General features: G+C 64.5%; 20 protein-coding genes. 6 read left to right on the top strand and 14 right to left on the bottom strand.

Annotated features, from left to right (window positions below; all coding sequences use genetic code 11):
* Positions 1-10: 10 nt before the first annotated feature.
* Entirely contained in the window at positions 11-1,024 is a 1,014-nt protein-coding gene (locus JOE66_RS08140) for a magnesium and cobalt transport protein CorA (RefSeq protein ID WP_205111767.1), read from the bottom strand.
* 429 nt (positions 1,025-1,453) lie between these two features.
* On the opposite strand from JOE66_RS08140, the gene JOE66_RS08135 reads away from it, so the two are divergent.
* Complete coding sequence (locus JOE66_RS08135; RefSeq protein WP_205108389.1) at positions 1,454-2,392, top strand: phosphodiesterase; 939 nt, start codon at positions 1,454-1,456, stop codon at positions 2,390-2,392.
* 51 nt (positions 2,393-2,443) lie between these two features.
* Here the strand turns inward: JOE66_RS08135 and JOE66_RS08130 are convergent, their stop codons facing one another.
* From JOE66_RS08130 to JOE66_RS08120, 3 genes are all read right to left on the bottom strand, one after another.
* Positions 2,444-4,060: a stealth family protein gene (locus JOE66_RS08130; RefSeq protein WP_205111765.1), complete on the bottom strand. Its 1,617-nt coding sequence runs from the start codon at positions 4,058-4,060 to the stop codon at positions 2,444-2,446.
* Positions 4,061-4,177: 117 nt separating this feature from the next.
* Positions 4,178-6,295 (bottom strand): DEAD/DEAH box helicase, encoded by a 2,118-nt coding sequence (locus tag JOE66_RS08125; RefSeq protein WP_205108387.1) that lies wholly within the window; start codon positions 6,293-6,295, stop codon positions 4,178-4,180.
* Positions 6,296-6,522: 227 nt separating this feature from the next.
* Complete coding sequence (locus tag JOE66_RS08120; RefSeq protein ID WP_205108385.1) at positions 6,523-6,873, bottom strand: DUF6804 family protein; 351 nt, start codon at positions 6,871-6,873, stop codon at positions 6,523-6,525.
* A gap of 21 nt (positions 6,874-6,894) precedes the next feature.
* Here JOE66_RS08120 and JOE66_RS08115 point away from each other — a divergent pair, with 21 nt between their 5' ends.
* The gene (locus JOE66_RS08115) at positions 6,895-7,818 is read left to right on the top strand and encodes a pseudouridine-5'-phosphate glycosidase (RefSeq protein WP_205108383.1); all 924 of its coding nucleotides are present in this window, start codon (positions 6,895-6,897) and stop codon (positions 7,816-7,818) included.
* A complete protein-coding gene (locus JOE66_RS08110) occupies positions 7,815-8,828 on the top strand; it encodes a carbohydrate kinase family protein (protein WP_205108381.1) in 1,014 nt (337 codons plus the stop codon). The genes JOE66_RS08115 and JOE66_RS08110 overlap by 4 nt, the downstream gene beginning before the upstream one ends.
* A 99-nt stretch (positions 8,829-8,927) precedes the next feature.
* Here JOE66_RS08110 and JOE66_RS08105 read toward each other — a convergent pair whose 3' ends face one another.
* From JOE66_RS08105 to truB, 7 genes are all read right to left on the bottom strand, one after another.
* Entirely contained in the window at positions 8,928-9,512 is a 585-nt protein-coding gene (locus JOE66_RS08105) for a GDSL-type esterase/lipase family protein (RefSeq protein ID WP_205108379.1), read from the bottom strand.
* A gap of 171 nt (positions 9,513-9,683) precedes the next feature.
* Complete coding sequence (locus tag JOE66_RS08100; RefSeq protein WP_307827115.1) at positions 9,684-11,243, bottom strand: SDR family oxidoreductase; 1,560 nt, start codon at positions 11,241-11,243, stop codon at positions 9,684-9,686.
* A 149-nt stretch (positions 11,244-11,392) separates the two neighbouring features.
* Complete coding sequence (locus JOE66_RS08095) at positions 11,393-12,676, bottom strand: MFS transporter (protein ID WP_205108377.1); 1,284 nt, start codon at positions 12,674-12,676, stop codon at positions 11,393-11,395.
* The gene (locus tag JOE66_RS08090) at positions 12,673-13,602 is read right to left on the bottom strand and encodes a bifunctional riboflavin kinase/FAD synthetase (RefSeq protein ID WP_205108375.1); all 930 of its coding nucleotides are present in this window, start codon (positions 13,600-13,602) and stop codon (positions 12,673-12,675) included. The genes JOE66_RS08095 and JOE66_RS08090 overlap by 4 nt, the downstream gene beginning before the upstream one ends.
* On the bottom strand, positions 13,602-14,072 hold the full coding sequence (locus tag JOE66_RS08085; protein ID WP_239518256.1) for a hypothetical protein: 471 nt from the start codon (positions 14,070-14,072) through the stop codon (positions 13,602-13,604). Before JOE66_RS08085 ends, JOE66_RS08090 begins: the two co-directional genes overlap by 1 nt.
* 13 nt (positions 14,073-14,085) lie before the next feature.
* Positions 14,086-14,454 carry a hypothetical protein gene (locus JOE66_RS08080; RefSeq protein ID WP_205108373.1) on the bottom strand — a complete coding sequence of 123 codons (369 nt, stop codon included), beginning with the start codon at positions 14,452-14,454 and terminating at the stop codon, positions 14,086-14,088.
* On the bottom strand, positions 14,451-15,488 hold the full coding sequence (truB, locus tag JOE66_RS08075) for a tRNA pseudouridine(55) synthase TruB (RefSeq protein ID WP_205108371.1): 1,038 nt from the start codon (positions 15,486-15,488) through the stop codon (positions 14,451-14,453). Before truB ends, JOE66_RS08080 begins: the two co-directional genes overlap by 4 nt.
* A 167-nt stretch (positions 15,489-15,655) precedes the next feature.
* Between truB and JOE66_RS08070 the strand changes: the two genes are divergently transcribed.
* A complete protein-coding gene (locus JOE66_RS08070; protein WP_205108369.1) occupies positions 15,656-17,434 on the top strand; it encodes an HNH endonuclease signature motif containing protein in 1,779 nt (592 codons plus the stop codon).
* 142 nt (positions 17,435-17,576) lie between these two features.
* On the opposite strand, the gene JOE66_RS08065 is transcribed toward JOE66_RS08070, so the two are convergent.
* A complete protein-coding gene (locus JOE66_RS08065; RefSeq protein WP_205108367.1) occupies positions 17,577-18,194 on the bottom strand; it encodes a nucleoside/nucleotide kinase family protein in 618 nt (205 codons plus the stop codon).
* A 150-nt stretch (positions 18,195-18,344) separates the two neighbouring features.
* On the opposite strand from JOE66_RS08065, the gene JOE66_RS08060 reads away from it, so the two are divergent.
* Positions 18,345-19,250, top strand: a complete 906-nt coding sequence (locus tag JOE66_RS08060) for an iron-sulfur binding domain-containing protein (protein ID WP_205108365.1) — start codon at positions 18,345-18,347, stop codon at positions 19,248-19,250.
* 23 nt (positions 19,251-19,273) lie between these two features.
* Positions 19,274-20,308 (top strand): ketopantoate reductase family protein, encoded by a 1,035-nt coding sequence (locus JOE66_RS08055; RefSeq protein ID WP_205108362.1) that lies wholly within the window; start codon positions 19,274-19,276, stop codon positions 20,306-20,308.
* A 24-nt stretch (positions 20,309-20,332) separates the two neighbouring features.
* On the opposite strand, the gene rbfA is transcribed toward JOE66_RS08055, so the two are convergent.
* A complete protein-coding gene (gene rbfA / locus JOE66_RS08050) occupies positions 20,333-20,785 on the bottom strand; it encodes a 30S ribosome-binding factor RbfA (RefSeq protein ID WP_205108360.1) in 453 nt (150 codons plus the stop codon).
* A gap of 240 nt (positions 20,786-21,025) precedes the next feature.
* Positions 21,026-24,031 (bottom strand): translation initiation factor IF-2, encoded by a 3,006-nt coding sequence (gene infB, locus JOE66_RS08045; protein WP_205108358.1) that lies wholly within the window; start codon positions 24,029-24,031, stop codon positions 21,026-21,028.
* Between the last annotated feature and the right edge of the window lie 72 nt (positions 24,032-24,103).

The raw sequence follows: 24,103 nt of genomic DNA, 5'->3' as shown, positions 1-24,103 counted from the left end.
GAGTTCGTCGTCACAGCCAGCCGCGGCGCTTGAACATCACGTAGAGGCCGGTGCTGAGCGCAACCATGAGCCCGATGGCCGCTGGGTAGCCCCAGGCGAAGTGCAGTTCGGGCATGATGTCGAAGTTCATGCCGTAGACACCCGTGACGACCGTCGGGGCGAAGAAGATGGCCGCCCAGGCCGAGATCTTCTTGACCTCGTCGTTCTGGTGGTTGCTGGTCTCTGCGAGCTTCTTCATGTCCTCGTTCTGACGCTGAGCCACGAGCGTCGCGTTCACCGTGAGGATCTCGCGCAGGGTCTGGCGAAAGCCGTCGACCCGGTCGTTGACCACCGTGACGTGGTCGAGAACGTCGCGGAAGGCCCGCTTCAGCTCGATCGTGCCATCCACCTGGTCGAACAACGCACGCAGTGTCTCGAGCATGCCCGTCAGCGGGAGGGTCGCGCGCTGGAAATCGAGCACCTCCTGTGACAACTCGTAGATGCGCCGGGAGACCTGGGGGTCTCCTTCGAAGACCTGCGCTTCGATCTGGTCGATGTCGGTCTCGAGGCCGGCGACGACCGGCGCGTACTGGTCGACCACAGCATCCATGATCGCGTACAGCACGGCCACCGGCCCCAGCGCCAGCAGCTCGGGCTCGCTCTCCATGCGCCTGCGCACCACCGAGAGGTCGGGAGATTCGCTGTGACGAACCGAGATCACGAAGTTCGGTCCGACGAAGAGGTGCAGTTCGCCGAATTCCACCTCTTCGCGCTCGTCGACGTAGAACGCCGCGCGCAGAACCACGAACAGGACTTCACCGTAACGTTCCAGCTTGGGCCGCTGATGCGCACCGACTGCGTCTTCGATGGCGAGCGGGTGGAGGTTGAAGTCGTTCTCCATCTCGAGGAGCTCGGGCGCCGAGGGCCGGTACAGGCCGATCCACGCAAGGCCGTCGGGAATGGCCGCGAGGGCAGCGATCGTCTCGTCGGGTGTCGAGGGAGACAGCACGCGTCTTCCGCCGGCGTAGATGGCGTTGTCGACCATGCTTCTCCGGGCACCGGCGGCAGCAGGAACGGCGGGAGTCTCGACACTCTCCGGGGCCTTCGAACCAGGCCGGATGCCCGATATCCCCTTGATCACGCTCTGGAACTTCGTGGTCTTCACCGGCTGCGCCACCCTTCCCAATCCTCAACCCGCTGTGGGCCAGCTGGCCCACAGCTGAATATGACACCACACTGTGACATATTCACTGGGCGTTTCGGTCTCAGAATGCCATACTCTGTGAGGCACAAAACACTTGGTGAGAAACTGTGGAGCGTTCGCACACTGACCGCGTGGCGTTAACCGCTCGTTCAGGTTTCTCTGCTTGTGTTGTTCCACAGCACGATCTGACGGGTCACGAGCCCGGCAGCGAGGCCAGGATGAAAGCCTGGCCCGAACCGCAGCACGCTAACCCGAAATGGCGAACACCCGATGTCAGTCACTGTGGCCCAGTACCCGAGGCCAGACCACTTCATCCTCCACTTCAGCGATACCCATTTCGTGGGTTCCGATGACCTGCTGTACGACGCGGTCGACAGCGAGGGCCACCTGCTCGAGATCCTCGCCGATCTCACCGCGTCTGGTGCGCGGCCCGAAGCGATCGTCTTCACCGGTGACCTCGCCGACAAGGGCGACCCGAAGGCCTATGAGAAGCTCCGGGCGATTGTCGAGCCGGCTGCCGCCGCAATGGGCGCAGAGGTCATCTGGGTCATGGGCAACCATGACAACCGGGCCGCCTTCCGTGCCGGCCTCCTCGACCAGCTCCCGTCGATGAAGCCCATCGACCGCGTCTACGACGTTAACGGCCTGCGGATCATCACGCTCGACTCCACCGTGCCCGGCTCACACCACGGGGAGATCAGCCACGACCAGCTCGACTGGCTGGCCGAGGAGCTGGCGAGCCCGGCTCCGCACGGCACGATCCTCGCCCTGCATCACCCGCCCGTTCCCAGCGTGCTCGACCTCGCTGTGATGGTCGAACTCCGCGACCAGGCCTCGCTCGCCGAGGTCATCCTGGGCTCCGACGTGCGCTCGATCATCGCCGGGCACCTGCACTACTCGAGTACGGCCATTTTCGCCGGTGTGCCGGTTTCCGTTGCCTCTGCAACGTGCTACACGCAAGACCTGAACGTACCCGTCGGCGGCACCCTCGCTCGTGATGGAGCCCAGGCGTTCAACCTCATCCACGTCTACGAGAACACCGTCTTGCACTCCGTCGTGCCCATCGGCCACTACGCTCGCGTCTCGTACACCAGCGCTGCCGACACGGCGGCGATTCTCGAGAAGGCCGGCGTCGAGATCGCCCCCGCGGTCAACCCGCCGGTTCCCGCCGAAGCCCCGCTGGTCATCCCCGCCCTGGTCGTCGCCTGAGACAGCGCAACCCGTTACTGTGCGAACCACCCGCTTGCATGCGAGCGAGCGCTATCTCTCCCAGGGTGCCTTGAACGGAAAGTAGTGCTCGAGAAACGCCTGCACGGTCTTCAATCGTTCTTCGGCTGAAACCTCGGGGTAGCTGCCGTCGTTCAGGCAGAAGAAGTCGAACGCCCTCTTGCGCAGGATTCCGGGCAACAATCCAAGCCCTGAACGCATCGTGGTGTCGACGTAGCAGACGCTGGCAGACTCCTGCACGACAGCTCTGCCGGTCATCAGCGCGTAGTAGTGGTACAGCGAGTTGGTGACCGAGATATCGGTGCTCGACCGGAACCTGCTCGCTGCGGTGCGGGCGAAGTCCTCGGCGAACTCCATCTCGAGCTCGCTCATGACGCTGCGCCGCAGTGGTGCCGCCGCGTGCTCGAGGTGCCGGGTGATGATTCGGCCGAACGTGTCGAACAGAAGCTGGCGATTGACCCGGGCCGCGTTCTCGAATCCGCTGCGCTCCACGCCGTTCTCGCCGAGACCGATTCTGGTGGTCGCCTCGATGAACTTTGTGACGCCTCCGCTCGAGAAGAACATGTTCGGCTGCACGGGCCTTCCGAAGAACATGTCGTCATTCGAATACAGAAAGTGCTCGCTGATGCCAGGAATATGGTGCAACTGGCTTTCGACAGCTTGCGAATTATGGGTGGGCAGGACGCTCGGGTCGCTGAAGAACTCTTCGCTTCGAACGAAGGTGACCCGTGGATGATCGGCGAGCCATTCGGGCTTCGCAGAGTCGCTCGCGATGAAGATCCGGCGGATCCAGGGCGCGAAGATGTACACCGATCGCAAGGCGTACTTGAGCTCGTCGATCTGGCGATAGCGGGCGTCGGAGTCGTCGCCCTCCCCCAGCACGTACTCGCCCGTCTGTGCCTTGCGGCGTCTCTGGTACTCCACATCATTGCCGTCGACCCAGGAGAACACCATGTCGATGTCGAACACGACATCGTTGGCCTGCACATCGAACATTCCTCGCAGGGAGTTCCACGTCTTGCCGTAGAGCTCCACCGTGGACTCGATCGCCTCCGACCTCTGAAGAACGCGCCGCGTGAGCGAGTTCTCCACCGGGCAGACGATCACGTCTTCTTCGAAACTCCAGAGCTGGAGCTCGATTCCCGTCGACGAACCATAGCTCAGACCTCCGACGGGCTCGACGCGAGGGCGGTAGAGCCTGAAGATCCGCGCCTTGCGGCTCTCCGAGAGCACACCGTCGCAGACGAGCAGCGGAGGCCTCTTCTTGCCTTCGACGGTCTTGGAGTACATCGGCTCGTCTTCGCACGCTGCCGCGAGCACACGCTCGAGCTTCAGGCGCCGTGCCGCGCTGACCACGATGACCGGGCGTTCGTCGTTTCCCCTAATCAGAAAGAACGGTATCGCCGCTTCAACGAGTGCCTGCCTCACGAAGAGCAGGTCTTCGACCATCGCCTCGTGCGGCGTGAGCGTCGTATTGACCAGGGCCAACAGGCCCTTGCGTACCACCACGTCGCTTCGCCCGTGGCTCCTCGGCCACGATCGTGGAGCACCGAGGTGTCCGGACGCCGCGCTGAAGAGCTCCTCGGGAGCTTCGGGCTCGAGTGACGTTTCAAGGGCGACATTGTGAGTCGCAGCACTACCGGTCGATATCAGCGGAACAACTCCTTGGTTCTGATCGTGAAGGTTCTGATCGTGAAAGTTCTCGTCGTGCGCAGGCCTGGGGCCGCACTGACGCGCCGAAACGCGATTTCGGGGTAAGGGTCGAGTCTATGACAGTGCCTGTTCGAGCAAGTGCACCAGGGCATCCAGCTGAACACTGTCAGACGTCGTGATCTCTGCATCGGAGCCGTCAAGGGCCCGGGCCGCGAGACCCTGCTTGCTGTCGATCAGTTCGGCGATCTTCGAGTCGATGGTCTGCGCGGCGATGATCCGCCAGGCCGTGACTGGCTCGGCCTGGCCGATGCGGTGCACCCGGTCGATGGCCTGGGTCTGTTCTGCTGCCGTCCACGAGAGTTCGGCCAGCACCACGTTCGAGGCGGCCTGCAGGTTCAGCCCGACGCCTGCTGCGGTGAGCGAGCAGACCGCGACCGCGACCTCAGGATCGCCGTTGAAGGCATCGATCTGGGTCTGCCGGAAGGTCGCCGACTGGTCTCCCCGAATCGAGATCGTGCGCAGCCCGCGTTTCGCGAACGCCTCTTCGGCCTGGTTCATCACATCGATGTGCTTGGCGAAGAACACGACCTTGCCCACCGACCTGGCCAGTTGTGCCGCGTAGTCCGCGGCGAGACCGGCCTTCGCCTGCCCGATCTTGCGCACCATGGTGAACACGTTCTCACCCGATGACGAGGCCTTCGACTCTTCGAGTTCGGCCTTGGCGACCATGCGCATGAGTTCGTGGTTCGGGCCGTCAGAGGTGTCGTAGCCCGAGCCGAGGGCTCCGGATGCTGCGCGCTTGTACCGCGTGAGCAATCGCTTGCCCAGCTCGGCTTCGGCCTGCCTGATCGAACGCCCGAGGTCATCGTCGAGTTCGACGGGAAGATCCACAACACGCTTGGCCGGAAGATCGGCCGCGACATCCACCTTCTTGCGGCGAACGATGCCCATGTCGATGACGGCATCCCGGGCCTCGGCGAAGAAGCCGAAATCAGCGGGAGTGAGGCCGGTGTCTTCGAGCTTCTCCATGAGCACGGGAGTGGGCTTGTCGCCGTCGATCCAGCCGAGGTACTGCCAGATGGCGCGGAAGTCATCGACGTCGTTGATGAGTGGGGTGCCGGTGAGGGCCATCATCAGCGGGTCTCCCCCGGGGGCGAACTTTCTGATTCGTTCGGCCAGGGCAAGCACGTTCTTCGAGCGCTGCGACTGCAGGTTCTTGATGAAGTGAGCCTCGTCGACGACCATGCCCTTGAAGCCCAGGGTGCCGAGCCAGGCGAGGTGACGGTCGAGCACGTCATAGTTCACGATCACCACGTCGGCGAAGGCATCGAGCGTCGCCCCATCGCCCTGGATGACCGTTGCCCGGCGCTGCGGCGTCCAGATCTCGACCTCGCGGGCCCAGTTCATCTTCACGACGTTCGGAACGACGGCGAGCAGCGGGTACGAATCGGAGACCGAGGCCGCGAGCAACGATTGCGCGGTCTTACCGAGCCCGGGCTCGTCGGCGAGCAGGAAGGACCGGTGACCAGCTGCGACGGAGGCGATGAACCGTGCCTGGTGGTGCATGAGCTCGTGGCCGGGAGGAGAGATCCGGTCGATCACGGGCGCGGGAGGCAGATCCATACTGGCAACGCTGCCGCCAGAACCGTATTCGAAGGCCCGGTAGAGCGGACCGAGCAGCTCCCAGCTCGAGAGCCTGCCGCGAGAGATGGGCCGGTGGGCCGCTGCCGCGCTGAAGTCCGGCGCCAGGAAGGGGTTGGCCATCTGCCGCGCCTTCACCGATTGGGGAACCACCTGGCGCTCAGAGAAGTCAGAAGCGAAGGGAGAGACGGCGACGGGGGCCTGCGGTGCCTCTTCAGGAACCTCGATGCCCGCATCGGTCAGATACTCCCGGCGCAGTCGCTGGGCAACGGGTGACACGGCGGCATCACTCTCGAGCAACGTGATCAGCGAGGTGTCGCGTGCTGCCGTCTGGGCGAGGATGCCGGCGATGCCATCGAGTCTCTTGAGCTGTTCGGTGCGTTCTGGCTCACTGAGCTCAGCATCGGCCTTGATGCGGGCGCGCTCTTCGCGCATGAGCAGCGCGACGACGAGGAATTTGGTGCGATTCGACGGCACGACCTTGCCCCGCTGGGCAGCAGCTTCGACTTCCCGGACCTTCCGCGCGAGAATCGGAATGAGGCCGGTGTTGTCGACCGTGCGGGATGATCGGCGAACGCCTGATCGAGACATGCTCCTCCTGTGGAGTGGTGACGTGACTCACAGGGGATTCGTGGTCGTGCAACGCGACGCGAGCGAATGTCAGCTGTGCAACAACAGCAGTGATTCACCGAGCCACGGACGACGCTAGAGCCGAACTTCCCCGTGCTGCAGCCATATTACCCGATCCCGCCGAGAATTCAGCCCGCGACGCTCAGGGCTGTGCCGGTGGGGCGCGCCTGTGGGTCCGCCCTGCGAGGTTATTTCTTCGTGGAGACCGGGACCTTGATGAACAATCCTGCAGCGACGAAGACGATCGCTGCGGCGAGGTGGAGGGCGTACCAGACGGGCGGGTCGAAGCTCAGCGGCCAGACCGGGTTCCAGACGACGGCGACCGGGACCAGCCCGATGAGCCACCACCACTGGTTCGCCTGCCAGGCGAAGACACACACGATCAGCGCCAGGATGGCGATCGCGAACTGCAGGATGGTGAACCACCCCGTACCTATCACCGCGACGGCTGCAAGCAGGCAGATCGCCGCCAGGAGTCCTGGCGCCAGCGCCGTTCGGGTGAAAGTGGGGTAACGGGACGTCGACTTCTGCTGGCTCATGGTAAGGCCTAGCCTAGAACCATGAACCAGCCCTTCGTCATTTCTGACGCAGTCGCAGACGCCCTGCAGAACGGGCGACCCGTCGTCGCCCTCGAGTCGACCATCATCTCGCACGGCCTGCCCCGACCCCGGAACCTCGCGGCGGCGCAGGAATTCGAAGAGATCCTGCGCTCTGCCGGAGTGACGCCGGCGACGATCGCTGTGCTCGACGGAGTACCCCGAATCGGCCTCGATGCCGACGGGGTACGCCGGATCGCCGACGAAGACATGGTCAAAGCCAGCGTTCGCGATCTGCCGATCCTCGCCGCGAAGAAGATCAGCGGCGCGACCACAGTGGCAGCAACGGCGTACCTCGCCGGCCGTGCTGGCGTGCGGGTGTTTGCCACGGGCGGCCTCGGCGGGGTACACCGCGGCGCGAGCAGCTCGTTCGACGAGTCCGCCGACCTGAGTGCGCTTGCTCTCGCCGGAGTCACCGTGGTGGCGGCAGGGGTCAAATCCGTGCTCGACATCGCCGGAACGCTCGAACGCCTCGAGACGCTCAGCGTTCCCGTTGTCGGGTACCGCACCACCAACTTCCCGAGTTTCTGGCTCACCGAATCGGGCGAACAGATCGATTGGTCGGTCGACTCGCCAGAGGAGGTCGCCGCCGTGATGCGGGCGCAGTACGAGCTCGGCCACGGCCAGGGCATCATCGTTGCGAACCCACTCCCGCCAGAGCTGCAGTGGGAGCCCGCCGAGCACGACGCAGTGCTCCTCGAAGCCCTGGCCGAGGCGGATGCCCGGGGAATCCGTGGCAAGGCCGTGACGCCCTTTCTGCTGTCGTACATCGTCGGCGCCTCAGGAGGCCGGAGCCTCGAAGTCAACCTCGACATCGCCCGCAACAATGTGAGGCTGGCCGGCGAGATCGCGAAAGCCTGGAGCCGCACCACCCAGGGCCAAAGGTGAGCGTTCCCGAACCCGGCGGGGATTTCGCCGACCACCGGGCCGTGCGGATTGTCACCATCGGCGACGTCTTCGACGACATCATCGTCACGCCTGACTCTCAGATCAGGCCCGACACCGACACTCTCGCTCGCATCGAACGACGTCCAGGCGGCTCCGCGGCCAACACCGCGGCATGGCTCGGCACCCTGGGCACGCTGGTCGATTTTGTCGGGCACACCAACATGGTCGACACGGTCAGGCACTCCAATGCGCTGCGTGAATCGGGTGTCACTCCGCACCTGCTGGGCGAGAGCATCCTGCCGACCGGAACGATCGTCGTCATCGTCGGTCGCGATGACAGCCGCACCATGCTGACCGAACGCGGCGCGAACAGCCTCACTTCACCGCACGATGTCAGCGATGCCCTGCTGACCGTCGCATCGCACCTGCACTTCACCGGGTACACGATGTTCAGCGGCCAACCGCAGGAGGGTTTCGGGGCTCTCATCGGCAGGGCCCACGCACACTCGGTGACGGTGTCGATCGACCCCGGTTCAGCGGGCTTCATCGCCGATCACGGTGTGGAAGCCTTCCTGGACTGCGCCCGAGGAGCGGATGTTCTGTTTCCGAACCTCGATGAGGGAATCGCGCTCACCGGCCGCGCTGATCCCGCTGAAATCGTCGATGCGCTGGTGGAACGCTTCCCCGTGGTCGCCCTGACCCTCGGGCGCACGGGAGCACTCGTCGCCACCCGATCAGGGCTCCGGCTGGTGATCGACTGCGTTCCGGCCGAACCGCTCGACACCACCGGCGCCGGTGACGCGTTCAACGCCGGTTTTCTCGCCGGAATGTTCGAGGGCCTTCATTCGGGTGAGAATCCGTTCGATCCCGGAACGGTCGGTGTCGACGTGGCCGGCAGATACGCGGGCCGTCTACAGCGGGCAGGTGAGCTCGGCGGGGCGACGGCATCGCGGGCGATCAGCGCCGTCGGAGCCCGGCCGCCCGGCGTCGTCTCCCACCATCACCGCTGATGAACATCCATGGTCTTCTCGTCGTCTGACCGAGCCAGATTTGTCAGTGCGGGCAGTTCGGGCCAGGCAGCCCTGGCCGGGCAGCTCAGGCCGGGCAACTCAGGCCAGGTTGGCGTTGCGCAGTTCCGGTAGCCGGATGGGCCGGCTCTTGGGGGGCAGGCCGTGCACCCGCTCCAGTGCCGGTTCGAGCTCAGAGAGCCACGCTTCGTAACCGGCTTCGGTGAGGTGCAGGCGGTCGTCGGTGTACTCCGGGTTGAGCTCTCCGTCCTGCAGTGCCAGCGCCGGCCACAGGTCGAGGTAGTGGGTTCGCACGCTCGACGCGAACTGCCAGATGTGGCGGTTGATGTCGCGGATCTCGTCGGCGTACTCGTGCCCACGCGGCATGACCGACTGCAGCAGGATCTCCGCGTCGGGCAACTCGTTCCGCAGGGTCACGAGGATCGTCTCGATGTTCTGCACGATGTGTTCTACCGAGCGATTCTTGGCGAGGTCGTTTGCCCCGACGAGCAGCACCACCGTGCCGGGGTCCAGCGCGACGACATCGTCGAGCCGAGCCTTCACCTCGTCGGTCGTGTCGCCGCCCACACCGAGGTTGTGCGTCTCGTAGCTGCCGAACCACTCCTGCCAGCGGCCGTGCTCTGTGATGCTGTCACCGAGGAATACGAGCGTGGTGTTTTCGAGCAACTTCGCCTCCGAAAGTAAGGGTGTGCCGTGATTCGGGCTACGCGAACCCCCATTCTCCCCCGACTCACGCCAAAGGTCCACCTACCCCGGTGGCTTCCCAGTGACGAAACGCCGGTCGATCGGCAGCCGATCGACCGGCAGAATGGCGGTGAACGGACAAGGAACTGCTGGTCAGACGACCTCTTCTGCCGTAGTTGCCGCCGACTCCGGTGCCTTCCGTGTGGGTTTCGGATGCTCGTTCTGACGAAGCGCCTCGCCCCGTGCAGTCTCGGTGATGCGGTGTGCCATGCCGTTGAAGATGATGCCGTGGAAGGGCAGGATCGAGTACCAGTAGAGGCGCCCGGCAAGGCCCGTCGGAAAGAACACCGCGCGCTGGGTGTACACAGAACCCCCGCCTTCGGCCGGCGTGCTGGTCATCTCCAGCCACGCGCGCCCAGGCACCTTCATCTCAGCCCGCAGGCGCAGGAACCTGCCGCGCTTGATCTCTTCGACCCGCCAGAAGTCGAGCGCGTCACCCGTGTGCAGGTGATCCGGGTTTCGCCGCCCTCTCCGAAGCCCCACGCCACCGACGACGGAGTCCATCCAGCCCCTGATCGTCCAGGCGAGCGGGAAGGAGTACCACCCGTTGTCGCCCCCGATTCCCTCGATGACGCGCCAGAGGTCACCCGGCTTCGCATCGGTTTCGCGAACCTTCAGGTCGGTGTAGACGGTGTGGCCCGTCCACTCCGGGTCGCTCGGCAGCGTGTCACTCGGAGCGCCACGCACATCGGTGTCCTGCCAGCTGGTTTCGACCTGGCCGGTGCGCATCTTCTCCAGCGCCAGGCGCACCGAGCGGCGATACCCGGTGAGTCCGCCCTCGGGGTCGGGAATATACTCGGCGATGTCATGCTCGCTCGCCACGCAGTCGAACTGCAGCGATTCGATGATGGGTACGGCCAGGTTGCGCGGAATCGGTGAGACCAGGTTCACCCACTGTGAGGCCAGCCACGGCGTGAAGACGGGCAACGAGGCGATCGGTCGCTGGTGGAGCCCGGCTTCGACGGCGTAGCCGTTCATCATCTGGCCATAACGAAGCACATCGGGGCCGCCGATGTCGAAGGTGCGATTGAGGCTCTGCCGAACATCCGCCGCCTTCACCAGGTAGTACAGCACGTCACGAACAGCGATGGGCTGAATGAAGTTGCGCACCCACTTGGGCGCAGGCATGTAGGGCAGCACTTCGGTGAGGTGCCTGATCATCTCGAAGCTGGTCGAACCCGAGCCGATGATCACTCCCGCCTGGAAGGCGATCGTCGGGACCCCCGATTGGAGCAACACGCTGCCCACGGCTGCGCGCGAGCGGAGATGCGTCGACAGGCCGACGCCCTCTGGGTGGAGGCCTCCGAGGTAGACGATGCGCTTGACGTGTGCCGCGAGAGCCCGCTGCGCGACGTTCTTGGCACTGGTGAGCTCGGTGCCGTCGAAATGCCCCTTGCCCCCCATGGAATGCACGAGGTAGTAGAGCACATCGATACCGTCGAAGGCGGTATCGAGGGTCGATCCGTCGCTGAGGTCTCCCTGGCGGATGTCGACCTGGTCGGCCCAGGGAACGTCAGCGAGTTTGATGGGGTTTCGTACCAGTACCCTCACCGCGAAGCCCGCGTCGAGGAGGCGCGGAACCAGTCGCCCTCCGATGTAGCCGGTCGCACCGGTCACCAATACGGTTCGTTGAGTCGTTGCTTCGGTCGTCACTGTTACAGGCTACGCCGCTGGGCTGCACAAATTACCGGCAAGGCGCTCTGAAACGGCTGTTTTCAGCACGCGTTGGCTACGCGCTCCTGCATTCTGGAACCATGCCGCGCAGGGTGTAGTTCTGACCTCGTGGGGTTCGCTGGCTGTGATCAGCGAGCCCGCACGCCCTTGTGCCAGTCGTCTTCGAGAAAGTGCGGCTTCGCCACGATCGATCCGACGATGACAACCGCTCCTGCGGTGCAGAGGAGAAAGACCAGTGATCCTGTCCACTGGCCTGAAACCTGGTGCAGCACGCCGACGAGCAAGGGTCCTGAGGCGCCGATCAGGTAGCCGAGACCCTGGGCGAAGCCGCTGAGCGCAACGGCTCCCTCCTGGGTACGCGTGCGGAGGTTGATCAACAGGAGCGAGAGCGGGAACAGCAGCGGGCCGAGGCCGGCGAGGATCATCCACAGCCACGGCGCTACGGTCGGAGCAAGCAAGAGGCCGAGGTAGCCCGTTGCGTAGAACCCGGCCCCCAGCCAAATCAGAAGCCCCACGTTCTTCAGACGCGCCGCCAGGACGGGAATGAGCAGGGACGCCGGGATACCCATGGCCACGTAGAGAGCGAGCAGGACCCCTGCCTGCGCTTCGTCGACCCCGGCGATCGAAAGAAGGATCTGGGGCATCCAGGCAAATGCCGCATAGACGTTCAGCGCGGTCAGTCCGAAGAGGATCCCCAGTGCCCATGCGACACGGGAGTGCCTCACCCTACCGGCCACCCCTGGCGGGGCGACAGCGATGACACCCTCGACTGGCCTGACGTCGGGGTTCTGCCTGACATCGCGGAAGTACATGATGATCCAGGGCACGAGCGCGGCGATCGCGAGCACACCCCACACTCCCACAGCGCTCCGCCACCCCGCCTCCGCACTGAGCTGAACCACGACCAGCGCCGGGATCATGGCCGAGATCGCCAGGGTCGTTGAGTACAGCGCCGTGACGAGACCGAGGCGGTCGAGAAAGTACTTCTTCACCAGTGGCGGCAGCAGCACGTTCGCCACGCCCATGCCCGCGAACACGATCACGCTTCCCACGACCAGCACCGCATACGACGGCGAGAGCATCCGTACCAGGGTTCCGACAATGGTTGCGACAAGCCCGATCACGAGCAGGGACTCGATCCGCAAGTGACGTTGGAAGAGGGGCGTCAGAATTCCGAACAGTGCGAAGCACACGGGGGTCAACGTTCCGAGAACCCCGATTCCCAGACTGCTGAGGGGAATGTCGGCCGAGATGTCGGCATAGATCGGCGAAAGCGCCGCAACCGCCGCCCTGAGGTTCGCTGCAACGAGGATGATGCCGACCAGAGCGAGCGAGCGCCCTGCCCAGAGTGAGAGTCGAGGTGGAGGTGAAGAGGGTTGACGAGGTACGGAATCGGCGCCAGGCCCGGTCACGCTAGTCGACTTCTGACCTGCTCCACGTCGTCGTTCATCTGGTCGATGAGTGGCTCGATCCCGGTGAATTTCACCATTCCCCTGATGCGGTCGGCGAACGAGATCAGTACATCGTGCCCGTAGAGATCGATCGTCTCATCGAGAACGAAGGCCTCGACCTGCTTCGGGGGAACTCCATCGAATGTCGGGTTGCTGCCCACAGAGATAGCTGCGGGATACCTCATGTCGCCATCGGTGAGCCAGCCGGCGTAGACACCGTCTGCCGGAATGAGTCCTTCCGAACGCGGTGAGAGATTCGCCGTCGGAAAACCGAGCTCGCGGCCGCGTTTGGCACCGTGGACGACCTCGCCACCAACGGCCGGGAGATGGCCGAGCAGTTTGGCCGCGTGCGCCACATCGCCCTCTGCCAGGAGTTCGCGGATCCAGGTCGACGACACGCGCCGGTCTGATGTGGGCATCACGTCGGGGATCAGACGGACCTCGAAACCGAATTCGGCGCCCAGGCTCTGAAGCACGGCAACCGTGCCCTCGCTGTGATGGCCGAAGCGGAAGTCCGCACCCACCATCACGATGCGGGCGTGCAGCCCGTGCACGAGAATCTGTTCCACGAACTCGCGGGGACTGAGGTTTGCGGTGACTTCGTCGAACGTGAGCATGAGCGCAGCATCCAGACCCGTCTCTGCCAGCAGTTCGAGCTTCTGTTCGACTCCGACGAGAGCGACAGGCGCTCGCTCTGGTGCCAGAAGCCGCAAGGGGTGCCTGTCGAACGTCACGACGGCCGCGCGGAGGCCCTCCCGGTGGGCGGTGTTCAAGACCTCGCCGATGACTGCCCGGTGACCCTCGTGCACACCGTCGAATTTGCCGACTGTGACTGCCGACGGCCCGAAGTCTGCTGGGATGTCGGAGACCGACCTGAACACGTCCATCAGGAAGCCGCCCCTTCTGCTCGCTCGGCTGGCCTGTTCTTCGACAGCCAGATCATGCCGAGAATAGGCAGTACGAGGGGAATGAAGAGGTAACCGATGCCGTAGAACGACCACACCGATGCATGGGCGAAGAGTTCGGGTTGCACAACGCTCAGGGTGCCGACGACGAGTACACCGAGCATCTCGAAGGAGATCGTCACCCACGCGACGCGGTACCAGAACGCCCCACCGGCTACGAGGGCGATCGTCGCGACAATGTAGACCGCGGCCGAGACGGCGGAGAGTGTGTAGGCCAGCGGCGCATCGTTGTACTGGTGAAGGATCTGCACGAGGGAACGGCCGAATGCGCCGAGCGCGAGGATGGCGTAGACGACCACGAGGACCCGGCCCACTCCTGAGATTCGGGAACGCTTCGACGTGCGGACAACCGGTGTGAGCCCGATGTCGTCGGGGGCAGAAGGTGATGGCATGGCACTGGCAAGTTTAGACGTTCTGAGCGAACCAGATTTCGTTCATGCGAAAGACCATCACAGCGATCGCGAGGCAGGCGACACCCAGAATCACCGTGCTCCATCGTGTGCGGTCGATGAGGGCCCAGAACGCCGCGGCAGCAGGCACGAGCAATGCAGAGATCATATACACGTAGAAGATCAGCAGGTCTCCCGCAGCGTTGTTGCCGAGCGCCGGCGAGACCAGTGCAACCACGAGTTGGATGATCAACAGCAGTTCGACGAGAGCCGTTGCCCCCATGGTGAGGTCGTTGGGCACTCGCCCGGCAAAACCGAGCACCAGGCAGAGCACCCCCGCGAGAACGGCAATCACGATCTGAGCCGTCGAGAACCATTCGATCATGAGGGATCCAGCTCCGTGGTCACTACTGCGGCGGCTTGGACTTTGGCGGCTTGGATAATGGCGACTTTGTCTGCAGGGGCTTCGGGCTTTGCGGCCGCCTCCGCTACAGCGCGGGTGTCGGAAGGAAAGTTCACCAGCACTCGTGCCGTGCCGCCCTTCGACTCGAACAACCCGATGAGCTCCCCGGCCGGGTCGATTGCAGCGACGGTGCAGCCCTTCGGGGCATCGACCGCAATCCTCTTGCCGTTCCGCAGATCGATCGAGTGCTCGGCGTCGAGCATCACGACCGGAAACAGCTCTGCAGCGATGGTCGCGGGTGGCACGAGATCCCGTGCCGGGTCGAGTTCGGGCAGGGTGTGTGCGGCGCTCACCTGGAATGGGCCGATACGTGTTCGCCTCAACGAAGTGAGATGCCCACCGACGCCCAGCGCCTCCCCCACGTCGCGAGCGATGGCGCGGATGAAAGTCCCCGAGCTGCACGTCACTCTCACGGCGACATCGACGAAGGCTGACGGCGGCAACGTCTCGCTCGAGGTTTCCCGGGTGATGCCGAGAATGTCGATGGACGCGATGGTGACCGGCCGGGCATCCAGAACCACTGTCTCGCCCTCGCGAACGCGGGTATAGGCACGTTTGCCATCGACCCTGATCGCGCTGACGGAGCTCGGGACCTGGAGGATGTCGCCGGTCAGAGGCACAAGGGCGCGCTCGACATCGCTGGCCGTGACGTTCTGCACGCTGTCGGGATCGGCCCGCGCGATCGTTTCGCCCTCGGAATCGTCGGTCGTCGTCGCTTCGCCGAGCCGGATGATCGCTTCGTACTCTTTGTCGAGACCGACGATGTACGTGAGCAGCCGTGTCGAGGAATTCAGGCCGAGAACGAGGAGCCCTGTCGCGAGGGGATCGAGCGTTCCTGCATGGCCGACCTTGCGCGTGCCTGCCAGCTTTCGGGTACGGGCCACGACGTCGTGGCTGGTCAGCCCTTGCGGCTTGTCGATGAGCACGATGCCACTGGTGGGGCCGGATGAAGTCACCCACCAACGCTAACAGCGATCGGGATCGTCGGGCACGTGAGCCGTGCGCTTGGCGGAGGTGCTGGTGGCCAGAAGGCTTCTCCTCCACAGTTGACGATTTTTGTGAGTTGTCCACTGATCTGGGATTTTGGGTGTTCGGTGTCGGGGGTGGGTGGTTGACTGCTCTCATGACACGAGCATTACTCACCGATGACGAGGTTGATCCGGGCCTATCTGGTTCGACCTCCACAGACCCCGATCACTTCGGCCTAGAGCCCGCGGGTTCGACGAATGATGACCCTGCCGCAAACGAGGCACCGTCGCGGTCACCACGGTCGTCGTCGTCGTCGCCAGGGTCACAGTCGTCGGGATCGGCCTCGTCAGGATCAGCGTCGTCAGGATCAGCGTCGTCAGGGTCGACGTCATCGGGCCCGTCGTCGGTGTCGCGTCGGGACCGGTTCGCGGCGGCTGTCGCGGCGGTGGTGGTGTCGCATCGGGCGATCGCGGCCGCGCACGCCGAACACGCCCTCCTGGTCGAGGAGGCCCGGGTTGCCGGGTTCGCGTTGCACACCCAGGACAGCTTCGCCAGCAGTAGGGGCGGGGGCCCGCAGTGGTCCTCTGACCAGATCGTCGAGCGTCAAGTCGTCCTCGAACTCGCCGTCGCCCTGCACCTCACCGAGAATGATGCGAGGCGACTGGTCGACACCTGCGAAGGTCTTGCTGGCCCGTTCACGACCACCCGTGAAGCCCTTGCTTTGGGGCGGGTGTCGTACCGGCACACCGAAACGATTGTCACCCGTTCGCACCCGCTGCCCCGGGAAGCGTTAGGGAGGTACGAGAAGGCGGTACTGCCCTGGGCGCGGAAAGTCACCGCGCAACGCCTCGACAAAATAGCCCGCGCAGTCGTAGAGGAAGCACAACCCCGCACCGACACCCAACGCCACACCGACGCCGTCACGGGGAGGCGCGTATACCTGGAACCCGGGGCTGACGGGATGGCGTACCTGACCCTGTACACCGCCGCCGTCGAAGCGGTCGCCATCCACAACCGCGCCACCGACATGGCAAAATCGGCCAAACACAACGGTGACCCCCGCACCCTCACCCAACTCAAAGTCGACGTCCTCACCGACCTCATGCTCAACAGCGACACCCACACCCCAGGCGTCACCCCCCACATCCGGGCCCGGGTCAACGTCACCGTCCCCGCCCTCACACTGTTGGGCCGGAACCACCAGGGCGACCCCGACCCCGACCAGACCTCAGGACCAGCGAACCTCGAAGGGTACGGGCCGATCGACCGGCACACCGCCCTCACCATCACCCGCGACGCCCACTCCTTCACCCGCATCCTGACAGACCCCGCCACCGGTGTCGTCCTCAGCTACGGGCGGCAACGCTACAAACCCCCCACCGACCTCGACGAGTTGATCCGGCTCACCCACACCGAATGCACCTTCCCCACCCCCTGCCAACCCTCCACCACCTCAGACCTTGACCACACCATCCCCTGGGCCGACGGCGGCACCACGTCCTACGACAACATCAGCCCCCTCTGCACCTCACACCACAAAGTCAAACACCACACCCAATGGACCATCGTTCAAACCCCCGGCGCGGACGGGCGCCCACCGACCATCATCTGGACCTCACCCGCCGGATACGAATACACCATCGACCCCACACCCCTCACAAGACCCATTCCGCAGTTCACCGACAACACAGACGACAAGCCCGAAATGAGTGATAGTCAAACTGACGCCAACGCGGCCACTGACGCCAACGCGGCCAGTGACGCCGGCACCGACAATAGGACCAGCGCTGGCGCCAGCACCGAATCTCACCCGGACTTGGACATCGACCTGAGCACGATCATCGATGACAAAATCAGCCGCAACATCGACAACGACAGCAACAGCGACAGCGACAGCGACAGCGACAGCGACAGCGACACCCCACCATTCTGAGACCGATCACGAATGGGAACTCCGATCAGTCCGGCGGAATCCTCGCTAACACCATCGCGAACAGCCACACCAGATGCACCACCCGGACCCGGAGTCACCGCTCAGAACGGCAAATGCCCGCGAGACCAGCCGAATGCTCCAGTCAGCACCGATCGGCGAACTCACGTTTCGGGTGATCCTCCTCGCGGATCGACACAATCGCACCCGCGCTGACACGCGGCTGCACCTCTGCGCGATAGAGTTCGTGCGCTTCGGCGACCACTGGATTCAGGATTGCTGTCGACGATTCGAGGAACGCCACAAAATGGAACACACCTCGAAGTTTCGGGCGTTGAAGGAATGGCCCGCTGATGACCAGCAGTGCATCCTTCGGCGCCGTGACCCAGCGAGTCTCGAACACGGCGTCGCGTTGGGTGTCGAACTGGGCAGTCACAAACCCCGCGCTCCCGCCCAGGCGAAACGGTTCAATCAATACACGCTTCAGAGCCGTGTAGTCATATCGGTCGAAGTAGTAACCCTCTGCTGAGTCAGGCCCACGTTGCAGCCTGGCCTCGCTCGGGAGTTGAAAGTCATCGAGTCGTGCACGAATGACAGTTCGACCGGTGTTCCGCAGTGAAAGGGCAAGGTCGTCAGCGAACCTCTCCGTGCCGACGGCACCGTCGACGGCGACGATGGCCCGCCCACGACCATAGTTGTGCTCGATCTCCGCGGCCAGGGCTTCGAAGAACTGACTGCGCGGTGTCGGAGGGTAAGCGGCCATACGGCCAGCTTACGTTTCAGCAACGGCTGCGGGCCAGCAGCGGTTGGGGGCCAGCAACAACTGCCGGCCACCGGTCGAGCAACTCGTTGGCTCGCGCATCGCACACAGGGGCAATCCGTGCACGTGCGCAACTCGCGTACATTGGACTCGATGAATACCAGCGCCGCCGGCGATACCGCTCCGCAGCTCGCTGCACCACTTATCGACTGGTTTGCGACAAATGCGCGTGACCTGCCGTGGCGGCGCCCGGGGTTCTCGGCCTGGGGCACCCTGGTGAGCGAGTTCATGTTGCAGCAGACGCCTGTTGCACGGGTCGTGCCGCGGCTCGAAGAGTGGCTCGAACGCTGGCCGACACCCGCGGCACTCGCCGAGAGCTCCCCCGGCGACGCCGTTCGGGCCTGGCAGTCACTGGGTTACCCGCGCCGCGCCCTCTGGCTTCACTCCTGCGCCGTCGTCATCACCGAACGACACGGCGGCGAGGTGCCCCGAGCAGTGGATGATCTGCTGGCCCTGCCCGGAGTGGGGGACTACACCGCGCGCGCCGTCGCGGCATTCGCGTTCGGTGATCGTCACCCTGTCGTCGACACCAACATCCGCAGGGTGATCGCTCGCTCAGTAATCGGAGACGCTGAACCGGGCCCGCCGAGCGCCCGCCGCGACCTCGCTGCAATGCTCGACATCCTCCCCCACGATCCAGCAGCAGCACGAGCATTCAACGCTGCCATCATGGAGCTGGGGGCCGTGGTCTGCACGGCTCGAGCGCCACGCTGTGAGGTGTGCCCGATCACGGACAACTGCGCGTGGCGCGGGCTCGGGTACCCGGGATTCGCTGGAAAGCGAAAAGCCACGCAGAAGAAGTACGAGGGCTCAGACCGCCAGGTGCGGGGCCTCGTTCTCGCACAATTGCGCACCTTGCCCGCCGACAACGCAAGCACTCTCTCACGCTCACGCCTCGCGTCCGTCTGGCACGAACCGACACAACTCGATCGAGCCATCGCAGGTCTTGTGGCCGACGGCCTCGCTGTCGAGTCTCTCTCCGGCTTTCGGCTCCCCTGACACCTCCACAGCAAGGACCACATATGCAGATCGGAATCATCGGAGCCGGGGCCATCGGCGGCACCATCGCGTCGCTCCTCTCCCGCGCCGGCCACGACGTCGAGCTGACGGCCCGCGGAGAACATCTCTCGATCATCCGTGAACAGGGTCTCACTCTGACGGGTGCCTGGGGCTCGCACGTTGCCCAGGTAGAGGCAAACCCGACACTCACGCGTCGCCCAGAGCTCGCCTTCATCTGCACGAAGGCTCAGGATGCCCGGGCCGCCATCACCGCGAACGTCGACCAGCTCCGCGGGATACCTGTGGTCGTCGTGCAGAACGGTCTCGAATCGCTGACGACAGCACGCAGCGTGTTTGCCGATGAGGCACCGTCGGGCGACGAAGACCAACTGCCGCAGTGGGTGGGTGCACTCGCACTCTATGCGGCGAGCTATCTCGCCCCGGGACGAATCACGATCACGACGGCTGGCCCCACGTACCTCGGCACGGGTGAAGGCGCTCCGGATGCGGCAGCGATCAGCGCTGCCGCGGTTCTCGACACCGTCATGCCCGCCACCGCCATCTCGAACTTCCGCGGCGCGCAGTGGACCAAGCTGATCGTCAACCAGGTCAACGCGATGCCCGCAATCACGGGGCTGAGCGCGCAGGAGACCCTCGCGCACCCGCTGTTGAACCCCATCATCACGTCGGGAATGCGGGAGGCGGTGAGAATCGGCTTCGCTTTGGGAGTGCACTACGGCACGGTGCAGGGGCTCAACAATCTCCTGCTGCGAATCTTCTCCGAGGCACCCCTGGGACTCGGTAACCAGTTACCGAAATTGTTGGGACGCAGGATGGGCAGCACTCCGAACCCGGGATCGACCTTGCAGAGCATCCGCCGCGGCCAACTGACCGAAATCGACTACCTGAACGGTGCCGTCGTCGCTGAAGCCGAATCGGCAGGCCTCACGGCGCCGGTCAACGCTGCGCTTGTAGCCCTCGTGCACGAAGTCGAACGCACCGGAAACTTCTTCACTGCCAACGCGGTGCAGCGCGCCGTGTTCGGTGACGCTCGCTAGCGCCCCACAGTGACCAACGTGCGACTATTCGTCGTCGAACACATCTTCGTCAGCGATGACCCGCGGCTTGACGTACGGGTCGGCGTCGCCAGCGTACGTGCCCTGTTTGGCCAGGCTCTCCACCTCGGCGTCGCGGTTGCGAGCCTCCGTCAGCAGAGAATCGATCAGCTTGGCATTCTCGGGGATTCCGTCGGCGATGAACTCCAGCGACGGCGTCAAGCGCGAGGTGATGTTCTTTCCCACCTCCGTGCGCAACATGCCCGTCGCTGACTTCAACGCCGCGGCGCTGTCCGCGCGCTCCTCATCGGTGCCGTACACCGTGTAGAAGATCGACGCGTGCTGAAGGTCGCCCGTCACCCGGACATCGGTGATCGTCACGAAACCCATGCGTGGGTCTTTGACGCCCCGCTCGAGCTTCTTGGCCACAATGACCTTGATCCGGTCGGCCAACTTGCGGGCCCGCGCTTCGTCCACCACGACACCACCACCACTTCTCTTCACAACGCAACAACGTTTTCTTGCAACAACAGTCTTCTTGCAACAACAGTCTTCTTGCACCAACGATCCCACGCTCTCGGTTCCTTCACCCAGCGAATCTGGATGAGAAGCCGATGCTTCACGTGAGGGGGCCTTGTCGATTTGCCTGTCAGGCAAATCGGGGTAGGGGCCCTGCTCTTTGCCTGACAGGCAAATCGACAAGGCCCCCGACCCACGAAACTACGACCGCGGCTTCTCTTTCAGTTCGATCGTCTCGATCTCATCACCGATCTGGATATCGTTGAACTTGCCGAGACCGATGCCGGCCTCGAAGTCCGTACGAACCTCGGTGACGTCGTCTTTGAAACGACGCAGAGACTCGATCGCCAGGTTGTCTCCGACCACGACACCATCGCGGATGACCCGCGCCTTGGCGTTTCTCGTGATGGTCCCCGAGCGAACGATGACACCCGCGATGTTCCCGAACTTGGAAGAACGGAAGATCTCGCGAATCTCGGCGACACCCGACTGGATCTCTTCGAACTCCGGCTTGAGCATGCCCTTGAGGGAGTTCTCGATGTCTTCGAGCGCGTTGTAGATGACCGAGTAGAACCGAACATCCACACCCTCGCGCGCTGCACGTTCGCGGGCCTTCGGGTCGGGGCGAACGTTGAACCCGATGATGATCGCGTTGTCGATCGTCGCCAGGTCGACGTCTGATGCGGTGACCGCACCGACACCACGATGGATGATCCGAAGCTGAACCGAATCGTCGACCTCGATCTTGAGCAGCGACTCTTCGAGTGCTTCGACAGCACCCGACACGTCACCCTTGATGATGAGGTTGAGCGACTCGACCTTGCCCTCTTCGAGCGCCTTGGTGAAGTCTTCGAGGCTGATGCGCTTGCGGGCACGGGCCAGCAGGGCATTGCGTTCGACGGCTTCACGCTTCTCAGCGATCTGGCGGGCAGTACGGTCTTCTTCGGTCACCAGGAACGTGTCACCGGCGCGAGGCACCGACGAAAGGCCCTGCACCTGCACGGGTCGGGAAGGCGTTGCCGCCGTGACAGCGACACCGTTCTCGTCGTGCATGGCGCGAACCCGGCCATAGGCGGTTCCGGCGACAATCGCGTCGCCGACGTGGAGCGTACCCGACTGGATGAGCACGGTAGCGACAGCACCGCGGCCCTTGTCGAGCTTCGCCTCGATGGCGACACCCCGGGCATCCTTGTTCGGGTTGGCCCGAAGGTCAAGCCCAGCGTCTGCGGTGAGCAGCACAGCGTCGAGAAGCTTCTCGATGCCGATGCCCTGGCGCGCAGACACGTCGACGAACATGACGTCTCCGCCGTATTCTTCGGCGACGAGGCCGAATTCTGTGAGCTGCTGGCGTACCTTCGCCGGGTTTGCACCGGGAACGTCGATCTTGTTGACGGCGACCACGATCGGCACATTTGCTGCCTGCGCGTGGTTCAGTGCCTCGATCGTCTGTGGCATGATTCCGTCGTCTGCCGCCACCACGAGAACCGCGATGTCGGTGACCTGGGCACCACGGGCGCGCATGGCGGTGAACGCCTCGTGGCCCGGTGTGTCGATGAAGGTGATGGCACGATCGATGCCCTCGTGGGGTGCGATGACCTGGTAGGCACCGATGTGCTGGGTGATGCCACCCGCTTCACCGGCGACGACATTCGCGTTGCGGATGGCGTCGAGGAGGCGGGTCTTACCGTGGTCGACGTGACCCATGACGGTGACCACCGGCGGGCGGATCTCAAGCTCATCATCGGTTTCTTCGGCGAGTTCTTCGTCGATGTCGATGTCGAAGCCGAGCAGCAGCTCGCGGTCTTCGTCTTCGGGTGAGACCATCTGGATCTTGTAACCCAGCTCATCACCGAGCACACCGAAGGTCGCCTCGTCGAGGGACTCGGTCGCCGTCGCCATCTCACCGAGGTGGAAGAGCACGGTGACCAGATTTCCGGGGCTCGCGTCGATCTTGTCGGCGAAGTCGGTGATCGAAGCTCCACGACGCAGTCGCACGACGGTTGTACCGTCACCGCGGGGAACACTCACACCACCAAGGGATGGTGCTTCCCTGAGCTCGAATTCTGCTCTCTTCGTACGCTTCGACTTGCGCGCTTTCGCACGACCGCCACCGCGACCGAAGGCACCCGCGGTACCACCGCCAGGACCACGACCTCGGCCACCAGCACCTGCTGCGGGGCGAGGGGCACCGAAAGTGTTGCCGGGAGCAGCACCGGGGGCGCCGCCGGGACGGAATCCGCCACCAGCACCGGCGGGACGAGCCCCACCAGCACCACCGGGACGGAAGCCACCGGCACCAGTCGGACGTGCACCGAAGCCACCGGGGCGTGCACCCTGGCCTGCTCCACCCGGACGCGGTGCGCCGGGGCGCGGCGCACCCGGGCGCGGTGCGCCGGGGCGAGGAATATTGCTGGCACCGCTACCGGGAGCGGCAGGTGCAGCACCGGGTCGAGCGGCCGATCCACCGGCCTGCATACCCTGCTGGCTGGCGAAGGGGTTGTTGCCGGGGCGAGGTGCGCCCGGACGCTGCATACCCTGGCTCGAGGCGAAGGGGTTGTTGCCGGGGCGAGGCCCGCCGGGGCGAGGGATGGAGCCGGGGCGGGGAGCTGAGCCAGCAGTTCCGTCTGACTCGCTGGCCGATGCATCAGCCGAAGGGGCAGAGCTTGCCGTGGGCGCGGGAGTGCTCGCCGGTGCTGACGATGGTGCTACCTGCGATCCTGATCCTGCCGACTTCGGAGCGTTGGGTGCTGACGAAGCCGAAGAGGCTGAGTCACGCGAAGCGGGCGAGGCTGAGGGAGCCACAGCCGGGGCGGCCGGAGCAGACGCGGAGGGTGCAGCAGCCGGAGAAGCTGCGCCCGGACGCGCGCCGCCCGGCGTCACCGAGGTCGATGAGGTCGCGGGTGCGGCCGGTGACGACGATGCTGGTGCTGTCGGCGCCTTGGGCGCGGCGGGGCCGGGCCTTGTTCCCGGGCGCGCGACCGATGCGGCTGACGCGGGGGCGCCCGCACCACTCGTGCCTGCTCCCGCCGTCGCCTTGGCGGCGGCACTTTCGGCCTGCAGCGCCTCTTTCAGGCGACGTGCAACGGGCGGTTCAATGCTTGATGACGGCCCCTTGACGAATTGGCCCATTTCTTTGAGCTTCGCCAGGGCGACCTTACTGTCGACGCCGAGTTCGCTTGCGATCTCGTGTACGCGTGGTTTTGCCACAATTCTCCTTGTTCGGGCCGGCACCCGAAAAGGGGCAGGCCTTAGCTACGTGCGGGACTCATTTCGAGCCGC

It is taken from the genome of Subtercola frigoramans, assembly GCF_016907385.1.
Taxonomy (GTDB): domain Bacteria; phylum Actinomycetota; class Actinomycetes; order Actinomycetales; family Microbacteriaceae; genus Subtercola; species Subtercola frigoramans.
The sequence above is the reverse complement of the archived record's forward strand: the minus strand, read 5'-3'. Positions and strand labels throughout refer to the sequence as shown.

Coding starts and splice junctions, on each gene's coding strand:
- JOE66_RS08140 (WP_205111767.1), bottom strand. CDS start 1,024: ATGGTCGACAACGCCATCTACGCCGGCGGAAGACGCGTGCTGTCTCCC.
- JOE66_RS08135 (WP_205108389.1), top strand. CDS start 1,454: ATGTCAGTCACTGTGGCCCAGTACCCGAGGCCAGACCACTTCATCCTC.
- JOE66_RS08125 (WP_205108387.1), bottom strand. CDS start 6,295: ATGTCTCGATCAGGCGTTCGCCGATCATCCCGCACGGTCGACAACACC.
- JOE66_RS08120 (WP_205108385.1), bottom strand. CDS start 6,873: ATGAGCCAGCAGAAGTCGACGTCCCGTTACCCCACTTTCACCCGAACG.
- JOE66_RS08115 (WP_205108383.1), top strand. CDS start 6,895: ATGAACCAGCCCTTCGTCATTTCTGACGCAGTCGCAGACGCCCTGCAG.
- JOE66_RS08090 (WP_205108375.1), bottom strand. CDS start 13,602: ATGGACGTGTTCAGGTCGGTCTCCGACATCCCAGCAGACTTCGGGCCG.
- JOE66_RS08085 (WP_239518256.1), bottom strand. CDS start 14,072: ATGCCATCACCTTCTGCCCCCGACGACATCGGGCTCACACCGGTTGTC.
- JOE66_RS08080 (WP_205108373.1), bottom strand. CDS start 14,454: ATGATCGAATGGTTCTCGACGGCTCAGATCGTGATTGCCGTTCTCGCG.
- JOE66_RS08070 (WP_205108369.1), top strand. CDS start 15,656: ATGACACGAGCATTACTCACCGATGACGAGGTTGATCCGGGCCTATCT.
- JOE66_RS08065 (WP_205108367.1), bottom strand. CDS start 18,194: ATGGCCGCTTACCCTCCGACACCGCGCAGTCAGTTCTTCGAAGCCCTG.
- JOE66_RS08060 (WP_205108365.1), top strand. CDS start 18,345: ATGAATACCAGCGCCGCCGGCGATACCGCTCCGCAGCTCGCTGCACCA.
- JOE66_RS08055 (WP_205108362.1), top strand. CDS start 19,274: ATGCAGATCGGAATCATCGGAGCCGGGGCCATCGGCGGCACCATCGCG.